The sequence below is a fragment of the Streptomyces sp. NPDC058663 genome (genome assembly GCF_042716745.1).
In the GTDB taxonomy this organism is placed as follows: Bacteria; Actinomycetota; Actinomycetes; order Streptomycetales; family Streptomycetaceae; genus Streptomyces.
The window spans coordinates 145,167-151,195 of sequence record NZ_JBHXRV010000015.1 but is presented as its reverse complement, the minus strand read 5'-3'; the positions used below and the strand labels follow the sequence as shown (position 1 = coordinate 151,195).

Sequence of the window (6,029 nt, the reverse complement as noted above, 5' to 3'; positions counted from 1 at the left end):
GGCCGCAGCGGTGCTCCGGCCCCTCCCCCCCCCTGCGCTCACTCCGTCCGCAGCCCGTCCGGCCGCATCAGCCGCCACAGCGGCGGCAGACTGAGCAGACCGACGAGCAGGACCACTCCCCCGCCGGTCCCCGCCATCGCGGCGACCCCCGTCCAGTCGACGGCGAGCCCGACCTGGCTCATCCTGAGCAGCATCAGGCCGAGTCCGGTCCCCACCGCCACCGCGAGCACCAGCCCGAGGGTCATCGGCACGGCGGTCTGCCAGAGCACCGACCGGCCGAGGGTGGACCTGCGGGTGCCGAAGGCGACGAGCGCGGAGAGCAGCTTGCGCCGCTCGCGCAGCTGCTCCAGCTGGGAGACCAGCAGACTGACCCCGATCAGCAGCAGCACACAGGCGGCGCCCGCGTACAGCGCCTTGCGCACGGAGGCGAAGCGCGGGTTGACGGCACTCGCCGCGGTGTTGTAGGCGGTGACGTTCGGGTCGGCGGCGGCCAGGACGTTGCGCACCCGCTCGGCGGCGTCCGGGTCGCCCGGGTCGACCTTCACGTACATCTCCAGCGCAAGGCTGCCGGGGGCCGCCTGAGGCAGCGCACCGGGGGTGGCGAGCAGCCCGCCGCGCTCGGCACCGCCCGGGTCGGGGACGGACGGGACGGTGGTGAGGCGCGCGGGCAGGGTCCACGGGGCCGGCGGGGAGTTGCGGGCGGCGGCCCCGGCACCGGGCATGTCGCCGGGGTGCTCCGGCTTGAAGAAGACCGTGCGGCCGGCCGCGAAGGCGGCCGAGGGAGCGGGCTGGCTGCCGCCGTCGGCCACGAAGACGTCCCCGTCCGCGCAGCGGGGGAGCTTCGCCACTTCGCGCAGGGTGGCGCAGTCGGCGACGGTGACCTCGTTGGTCTCCGTCGGCGCCTTGGCCCGGTCCCCGACGCTGACCGAGCCGATCCCGATGTATTTCTGCACGCCCGGGGTCCGGGTGAGGTCGGCCGCCAGCCGGGCGGGGTCGCGTGCGGCCGGGCTGGAATCCGGGATCAGGGTCACCAGCTGTGCGCGGCCGGGATCGGCTCCGGTGTCCTGTACGTAGCGGTCGTCGATGCCGCCCAGGAGCATGTGCAGGGCGATGGCCCCGGCCACCGCGACGGCGATGCCGTTGACCGTGCGGGCGGCCAGTCCGCTGCTCAGCTGGAGCCTGCGGACGGCGAGTTGCCAGGAGACGCTGCCGCCGCCGAGGCGTGCGACGAAGGCTTCCACCAGCCAGGGCAGCAGTGCGGTGATGCCGAGCAGCAGCAGGACGGTGCCGCCGATCAGCCCGGTCTGGTCGGCCGCGGCCCCGTCCCCCTGTCGGACCAGGGGGACCAGCAGGGCCAGCCCGCCGACGGGCAGCAGCAGCCGCCACCACAGCCTGCGCCGCACCGGCCTGGCCGTGCGGACCACTCCCAGCGGTTCGATGACGACACCGCGCAGCGCCAGCAGCGACACTCCCACTGCCGCCGCGGGTACGGCCAGGACCACCAGGAGTACCAGCGCGGGCGCGGGGGTCAGGTCCGAGGGGAAGAGCCCGGCGCCGGCGGCGCCGAAGGTGATCAGCCCGGCCAGCGAGCGGGCGAGGAGGAACAGCCCTGCGCCGACCGCGAGTCCGAGCAGTGCGCCCGCGAGCGCTTCCCCCGCCGCGACCAGCCGCACCGTACGGCTGTCGGCCCCCACCAGGCGCATCGCGGCCAGTCTGCGGTCGCGGCGCTCGCCGCCGAAGCGGACGGCCGCCGCGATGAACACCCCGATGGGTACCAGCAGGACGACGAAGGCGACGACGACGAGCAGCAGCAGGGTGGAGTCGTAGGTGACCTGGGAGCGCATGGAGAAGCTCGTGACCCGGGAGACCGAGAGGTCGTCCGCCGTCAGCGTGGAGTCGCCCCGGTAGTAGGCCAGTTCGGCGGGGCCGAGCAGCCCCTCGTCGCCGATGACGGCGGTGACCTTCCCGCGCAGCCGCTCGCGCAGCAGACTGCCGCTGCCGGACTTGAGAAGGGCGTCGAGCGCGGGGGACACGGCGAGTTCCCCGTCGCCGGGGAACACGGCGAGGCCTGGCGGCAGCGGGGCCTCGGGGCCCTCGGGCTTGAGGAACCGCCCGCGTACGCTGCTGCCCCGGTACTCGGTTTGCGCCTGGGTGAGGAGCAGCGAGCCCCGCCCGGGCCCGGCGTCCGCCCCCGTGGCCATGACTCCCCGGGACGCGTCCCGGTCGTTGCGCGCCGACATCGCGTGCGGCACGGCCACCGCGACCAGCAGCAGCGTCACCCCGAGCCCGACGCCCAGGGCGGTCAGTGCGGTCCGCACCCAGCCCTGGCGTCCGCCGCCCAGGGCGAAACGGATGCCGAGGCGCAGGGCCCGTACGGCCTCGGCGGGTTGAGCCCGGCTCACAGCGCGTACTCCGTGGTGCGCGACCTGCCGTCCCGTACGACGACCTCGCGGTCGGAGTAGGCGGCGACCCGTGCCTCGTGCGTGACCAGGACGACGGCGGCGTTGGTGGAGCGGGCTGCCTCGGTGAACAGCTCCATGACGCGCTCTCCGTTGAGGGAGTCCAGGGCGCCGGTCGGTTCGTCGGCGAAGAGCACGCGTGGGCCTGTGACCAGGGCGCGGGCCACGGCGACCCGTTGGCCCTGGCCGCCGGACACCTCGCCGGGGCGCTTGCCCGCGAGGTCGTCCACCTCCAGCTTGCGCATCCAGCCGAGGGCCTGTTCCTCGGCGGGGCGGCGCTTGACGCCGTTCAGCCTGAGCGGCAGTGCGACGTTCTCGACGCAGGTCAGCTCGGGCACCAGCTGGCCGAACTGGAAGACGAACCCGAACTCGCTGCGGCGCAGGGCGCTGCGCTCGCGGTCGGACCGGGAGGACAGGTCGCGCCCCTGGTAGGTGAGGGTGCCCGAGTCCGGGGTGACGATCCCGGCCAGGCAGTGCAGCAGCGTCGACTTGCCGGACCCCGAGGGGCCCATGACGGCGACGATCTCGCCGGGGTGGATGGAGAAGTGGGCGCCGTCCAGCGCGGTGGTGGCGCCGTACGCCTTGTGCAGATCGGTGGCGGTGAGGAGGGAACCGGCGGGAGCGATGCTCACTTGCGTACCTCCGCGGCGAGCCTGTCGAGCCGGGCGGCGGTCAGTTCCAGCCAGCGAAGATCGGCTTCGAGGTGGAACAGGGCGTGGTCGCATACGAGTTGGTCGGCGAGGTCGCCCCCGCGCTTGCGGTCGGTGAGGACGCGCATCAGCCGCAGGTGCTCGGCCCGCTGCACGTCGAGGAGGCCGGCGGCGCCGCGGCCGGTGAGCAGGGCGAGGACGACCTTGGTGTACAGGGTCGACTGGAGGTAGGGCTCGGGCTTCTCGGGCTGGGTGAGCCACTGGTCGACGTCGGTGATGCCCGCGTCGGTGATGGCGTACTTCTTGCGCTCCGGGCCGGCGCCGGCCTCGGTGCCCTCGACCTCGACGAGGCCGTTCTTGAGCAGGCGGGACATCGTCGAATAGACCTGGCCGTAGTGCAGCGGCCGGTCGTGGCCGAACTTCTCGTCGAAGGTGCGCTTGAGGTCGTAGCCGTGGCGGGGACCGGCCTCCAGGAGGCCGAGCAGCGTGTGTCCGATTGACATGCGGAGCACTGTACACGGTGTGTATACCTTCGGTGTATACATGCCGTGCAGAGATGCTGAGCAGGCAATACAAGGCCGGCCCCACGGAGATCAATACGGGCCCACCCCAAGGAAATGCGGCCCGCCCCACCTCACTCCACCCGGACCGGGAGCCCCCGCACCGCCCCGCGCAGCGCCTGCGCGAACTGCTCGAACTCCTCGCCGCGCGCCGCTCCCGCCCGCATCGCCAGGGCGATCCGGCGGGCCGGCGCGGGGGCGGCGAAGTCGGCCGTCACCAGCGCCGCGTTGCGCGCGGTCTCCACCTCGACCGCCGTGCGCGGCAGCAGGGTCACCCCGAGCCCGCCCGCGACGAGCTGCACCAGCGTGGAGAGCCCCGCCGCCGTGGTCGTGACGGGTGCGCCGTCCTCCCGCCCCGCCTCCCGGCACACGTCCAGGGCCTGGTCGCGCAGGCAGTGGCCCTCGTCCAGCAGCAGCAGGTCCAGCTCCCGCAGCGACTCACGCGGTACGTCGCCCCGGCCGCCCAGCCAGTGGTCCGCCGGGGCCACGAGCACGAAGTCCTCCTCGTACAGCGGGAGTTCGCGTACCCCCGGCACACCCAGCGGCACCGCGAGCAGCAGCAGGTCGAGCCGGCCCGCCGCCAGCCCCTCCAGCAGGGAGGAGGTCTGCTCCTCGTGCACCTGGAGGTCGAGTGCCGGGTAGTTCTCGTGCACCAGCCGCAGCACGGTCGGCAGCAGGTAGGGCGCCACCGTGGGGATCACCCCCAGCCGCAGCACCCCGGTGAAGGGGGCCCGTACCGCCTCGGCCTCGTCGAGGAGGGCGGCGACCGCCTCCAGCACCGCCCCGGCCCGCACCGCGAGCCGCTCCCCCGCCGGCGAGAGCAGCACCCGCCGGGTCGTACGCTCGACGAGCTGGACCCCGAGCGTCTCCTCCAGCGCGGAGACGGCCCCCGAGAGGGCGGGCTGGCTCATGCCGAGCGCGCCGGCCGCGTCCCGGAAGTGCAGGTGCTCGGCAACGGCGGCGAAGGCCCGCAACTGCGCGAGGCTGGGCTGCTTGCCCCTGTTCGGCATGGTCTGCACGTGCGTGCTCTCCCTCTATACATGGCCACTGATAGGCACACTCGATCGGAATGAGCCAGTCTAGCTATTTCCGTTATCAATACCTCTTGTGTCACTGTGGGGATCCGTCCAACCCATGGGAAACCCCCCAAACGGGGTGTTTCCTTCGTAGCAAGGAGTACGCGTGCTCACTGTTGGTGACCAGTTCCCCACGTACGACCTCACCGCCTGTGTCTCCCTGGAGGCCGGCAAGGAGTTCGAGCAGATCAACCACAAGTCCTACGAGGGCAAGTGGCGCGTCATGTTCGCGTGGCCCAAGGACTTCACCTTCGTCTGCCCGACCGAGATCGCCGCGTTCGGCAAGCTGAACGAGGAGTTCGCCGACCGCGACGCGCAGATCCTGGGCTTCTCCGGTGACTCCGAGTTCGTGCACCACGCCTGGCGCAAGGACCACCCGGACCTGACCGACCTGCCCTTCCCGATGCTGGCCGACTCGAAGCACGAGCTCATGCGTGACCTCGGCATCGAGGGCGAGGACGGCTTCGCGCAGCGCGCCGTCTTCATCGTCGACCCGAACAACGAGATCCAGTTCACGATGGTGACCGCCGGTTCCGTCGGCCGTAACCCGAAGGAGGTCCTGCGGGTCCTCGACGCGCTCCAGACGGACGAGCTGTGCCCGTGCAACTGGACCAAGGGCGAGAACACCCTGGACCCGGTCGCGCTCCTCTCCGGCGAGTAATCACCGGACCGCCGGCCCCCGGCACGGCACGCACAGACCTTCGGAACGCACGGAACGGGATTTATCGACATGGCACTTGACGAACTGAAGTCCGCCATTCCGGACTTCGCCAAGGACCTCCGCCTGAACCTGGGCTCGGTCATCGGCAACAGCGACCTCCCGCAGCAGCAGCTGTGGGGCACCGTACTGGCCTGCGCGATCGCCTCGCGCTCGCCGAAGGTGCTGCGCGAGCTGGAGCCGGAGGCGAAGGCGAACCTGAGCCCCGAGGCGTACACGGCCGCCAAGTCGGCCGCCGCCATCATGGCGATGAACAACGTCTTCTACCGCACGCGCCACCTGCTCTCCGACCCGGAGTACGGGACGCTGCGCGCCGGTCTGCGGATGAACGTCATCGGCAACCCGGGCGTCGAGAAGGTCGACTTCGAGCTGTGGTCCCTCGCGGTCTCCGCGATCAACGGCTGCGGCCAGTGCCTCGACTCGCACGAGCAGGTCCTCCGCAAGGCGGGCGTCGAGCGCGAGACGATCCAGGAGGCCGTCAAGGTCGCCTCGGTGATCCAGGCGGTCGGCGTGACTCTCGACTCCGAGGCCGTGCTGGCCGAGTAGTCCGAGTTCGTACGTACGTG

6 protein-coding genes are annotated in these 6,029 nt (G+C 72.1%); 2 read left to right on the top strand and 4 right to left on the bottom strand.

All coding sequences use genetic code 11. The annotated features are described in order from the left end of the window. Positions 1-38: 38 nt before the first annotated feature. The 4 genes from ACFWVV_RS14040 to ACFWVV_RS14025 form a co-directional block, all read right to left on the bottom strand. Positions 39-2,402, bottom strand: coding sequence for an FtsX-like permease family protein (locus ACFWVV_RS14040; protein WP_384351249.1), 2,364 nt, complete (start codon positions 2,400-2,402; stop codon positions 39-41). Then, positions 2,399-3,091 carry an ABC transporter ATP-binding protein gene (locus tag ACFWVV_RS14035; RefSeq protein WP_384351252.1) on the bottom strand — a complete coding sequence of 231 codons (693 nt, stop codon included), beginning with the start codon at positions 3,089-3,091 and terminating at the stop codon, positions 2,399-2,401. The genes ACFWVV_RS14040 and ACFWVV_RS14035 overlap by 4 nt, the downstream gene beginning before the upstream one ends. After that, positions 3,088-3,612, bottom strand: coding sequence for a PadR family transcriptional regulator (locus ACFWVV_RS14030; protein WP_384351255.1), 525 nt, complete (start codon positions 3,610-3,612; stop codon positions 3,088-3,090). Before ACFWVV_RS14030 ends, ACFWVV_RS14035 begins: the two co-directional genes overlap by 4 nt. Before the next feature lie 131 nt (positions 3,613-3,743). Next, positions 3,744-4,679 (bottom strand): LysR substrate-binding domain-containing protein, encoded by a 936-nt coding sequence (locus tag ACFWVV_RS14025; protein WP_384351565.1) that lies wholly within the window; start codon positions 4,677-4,679, stop codon positions 3,744-3,746. A gap of 172 nt (positions 4,680-4,851) precedes the next feature. Here ACFWVV_RS14025 and ACFWVV_RS14020 point away from each other — a divergent pair, with 172 nt between their 5' ends. Together ACFWVV_RS14020 and ACFWVV_RS14015 are read left to right on the top strand one after the other, a co-directional pair. Next, complete coding sequence (locus tag ACFWVV_RS14020) at positions 4,852-5,406, top strand: peroxiredoxin (RefSeq protein ID WP_384351258.1); 555 nt, start codon at positions 4,852-4,854, stop codon at positions 5,404-5,406. A 69-nt stretch (positions 5,407-5,475) separates the two neighbouring features. Further along, positions 5,476-6,009 carry an alkyl hydroperoxide reductase gene (locus ACFWVV_RS14015; RefSeq protein WP_384351261.1) on the top strand — a complete coding sequence of 178 codons (534 nt, stop codon included), beginning with the start codon at positions 5,476-5,478 and terminating at the stop codon, positions 6,007-6,009. Positions 6,010-6,029 lie beyond the last annotated feature (20 nt).